Genomic DNA, 3,049 nt, shown 5'->3' with positions numbered 1-3,049 from the left:
TCGCAGGCAAGCCAGCTCCCACATTTTTGATCTCCATCACCTGTCAGGCATACTTGCCGCCTCTCGCTCTGCAGAGTCGTCAGCACCCATGCGTATCCACGTCAGCTTCATCGACCGCGTCGGCATTACCCAGGAAGTCCTGGCCTTGCTCGGTGGGCGCAATCTCAACCTGGATGCGGTCGAGATGGTGCCGCCCAACGTATACATCGATGCGCCCACCCTCAGCGCCGACGTGCTCGAAGAACTGCGCGACGCCCTGTTCAGCGTGCACGGCGTGCAGGCGGTGACCGTGGTCGACATCCTCCCCGGCCAGCGCCAGCACCTGCAACTCGACGCCCTGCTCGCGGCCATGACCGACCCGGTGCTGGCGCTGGACAGCGCGGGCAAGATTCTGCTGGCCAACCCGGCATTGGTCGCGCTGTATGGCCGCGAGCCGGCCGGGGAAAACATCGCCGAGCTGTTCAATGACCCGGCGCTGTTGGTCACCTTGCTCGAACACGGCTTTCGCCTGCCCCTGCGCGAGATCAGCGTGAATGGCCAGACCTTGCTGCTGGACGCCACGCCGATCACCGATGCCGGCGCCCTGCTGACCCTTTATCAACCCAACCGCATCGGCGAGCAGCTGTCGGCGCTGCACCATGACCATGCCGAAGGGTTTGATGCATTGTTGGGCGAGTCCCCGGCGATTCGCACCCTCAAGGCACGCGCGCAGCGGGTGGCGGCGTTGGATGCGCCCTTGTTGATTCAGGGCGAAACCGGCACCGGCAAGGAGCTGGTGGCGCGCGCCTGCCATGCCATCAGCGCACGCCACAGCGCACCGTTCCTGGCGCTGAACTGTGCGGCGCTGCCGGAAAACCTCGCCGAAAGCGAACTGTTCGGCTATGCCCCCGGCGCCTTTACCGGCGCGCAACGCGGCGGCAAGCCGGGGCTGATGGAGCTGGCCAACCAGGGCACGGTGTTTCTCGATGAGATCGGCGAAATGTCGCCGTACCTGCAGGCCAAGCTCCTGCGTTTTCTGAATGACGGCAGCTTTCGCCGGGTCGGCGGCGACCGCGAAGTGAAGGTCGATGTGCGCATCCTCAGCGCCACCCACCGCGACCTGGAAAAGATGGTCAGCGAAGGCACCTTTCGCGAAGACCTGTTTTATCGCCTCAATGTGCTCAACGTCGAAGTGCCGCCCTTGCGCGAGCGCGGCCAGGACATCCTGCTGCTGGCGCGCTACTTCATGCAGCAGGCCTGCGCGCAGATCCAGCGCCCGGTGTGCCGCCTGGCGCCCGGCACCTACCCTGCGCTGCTGGGCAACCGCTGGCCGGGCAACGTTCGGCAACTGCAAAACGTGATCTTCCGCGCCGCCGCCATCTGCGAAAGCAGCCTGGTGGACATCGGCGACCTGGACATCGCCGGCACCTCGGTGGCGCGCCAGCACGACGCTGAAGTCGACAGCCTGGAACAGGCGGTGGAAGACTTTGAGCGCAGCCTCTTGGAGAAGCTCTACGCCAGCTACCCTTCGACGCGGCAACTGGCAAGCCGGCTGCAAACCTCCCACACCGCGATTGCACATCGCCTGCGCAAATACGGCATCCCCAGCAAACCCTGAAAGTACAGGGATCAACATGTTCGCAGTGCAAATGAGGTCTGAGAACGACATCCACTGTACCGAAAGCGCTACAGCGGAACGATATCGATACAGCCCTGCTTTTTGCGCGCCATGCAAGGCTTTGATCCACATAGGCTTTTTTTCACAGGCCCAGCTGTATCGATATCGCTACAGCCAAATCGAACAAGGTCATAGGCGATTTTATTAACTTGTTGATTTATAACAATTTATTAACGTTGGCCGCGATATTGCTAAGCAACTCCCCATTATTCCCATCCCGTCCACCAGACGAATCTGGCCCTGAGGAGTTTCCATGAGCGAGTTGCGTTTCACTGAAGATCACGAATGGCTGCGCGCCGAAGCCGATGGCAGCGTGACCGTAGGCATCACCGCTTTTGCGCAAAACGCATTGGGTGACGTGGTTTTCGTGCAACTGCCGGAGTTGCAGGCCTATGAGCAGGGCGCGGAAGCGTCTACCGTGGAATCGGTCAAAGCAGCCAGCGGTGTGTACATGCCGTTGACCGGTGAGGTCCTCCAAGTGAACGACACACTCAGCGACAGCCCGGAACTGGTCAACGAAGACCCGATGGGCGAAGGCTGGTTCTTCCGCTTTAAACCCGCCGATGCCGACGCAGTGGCTAAGCTGTTGGATCAGGATGCGTACGACCGCCTGATCAAAGCCAACGCTGAAGCTTGAGGAGCGCAACCATGACGATCAATCTCAGCACTCACAACGAATTCATCGCCCGCCATATCGGCCCGCGCCAGGAAGACGAGCAGCACATGCTCGCCAGCCTGGGTTTTGACTCCCTGGAAGCCCTGAGCGCCAGCGTGATCCCGGAAAGCATCAAGGGCACCAGCGTGCTCGGCCTGGAAGACGGCCTGAGCGAAGCCGAGGCCCTGGCCAAGATCAAGGCCATCGCCAGCCAGAACCAACTGTTCAAGACTTACATCGGCCAGGGCTACTACAACTGCCACACGCCGTCGCCGATCCTGCGCAACCTGCTGGAAAACCCGGCCTGGTACACCGCCTACACCCCGTACCAGCCAGAGATTTCCCAGGGTCGCCTGGAAGCGCTGCTGAACTTCCAGACCCTGATCAGCGACCTCACCGGCCTGCCGATCGCCAACGCCTCCCTGCTCGACGAAGCCACCGCCGCCGCCGAAGCCATGACCTTCTGCAAGCGCTTGAGCAAGAACAAAAGCAGCAATGCCTTTTTCGCCTCGGTCCACAGCCACCCGCAAACCCTCGACGTGCTGCGCACCCGTGCCGAACCGCTGGGCATTGACGTGGTGGTCGGCGATGAGCGCGAGTTGACGGACGTCAGCGCGTTCTTCGGCGCCCTGCTGCAATACCCGGCGAGCAACGGTGACGTGTTTGATTACCGCGAACTGACCGAACGCTTCCACGCCGCCAATGCACTGGTGGCCGTGGCCGCCGACCTGCTGGCC

Annotated in this window: 2 protein-coding genes and 1 pseudogene; all 3 read left to right on the top strand. The window is 61.9% G+C overall.

The window, feature by feature from the left end; all coding sequences use genetic code 11:
• The first annotated feature begins 88 nt into the window (after positions 1 to 88).
• On the top strand, positions 89 to 1,597 hold the full coding sequence (locus WBR57_RS00745; protein WP_424081218.1) for a sigma-54-dependent transcriptional regulator: 1,509 nt from the start codon (positions 89 to 91) through the stop codon (positions 1,595 to 1,597).
• A 313-nt stretch (positions 1,598 to 1,910) separates the two neighbouring features.
• Entirely contained in the window at positions 1,911 to 2,294 is a 384-nt protein-coding gene (gene gcvH, locus WBR57_RS00740) for a glycine cleavage system protein GcvH (protein WP_424081216.1), read from the top strand.
• A gap of 11 nt (positions 2,295 to 2,305) precedes the next feature.
• Positions 2,306 to 3,049, top strand: a pseudogene (locus WBR57_RS00735) (glycine dehydrogenase (aminomethyl-transferring)); the annotation flags it as partial.

It is taken from the genome of Pseudomonas sp., from assembly GCF_049590575.1.
Taxonomy (GTDB): Bacteria; Pseudomonadota; Gammaproteobacteria; order Pseudomonadales; family Pseudomonadaceae; genus Aquipseudomonas.
Note: the sequence above shows the minus strand (reverse complement) of the source record. Positions and strands in the feature narration are given on the sequence as shown.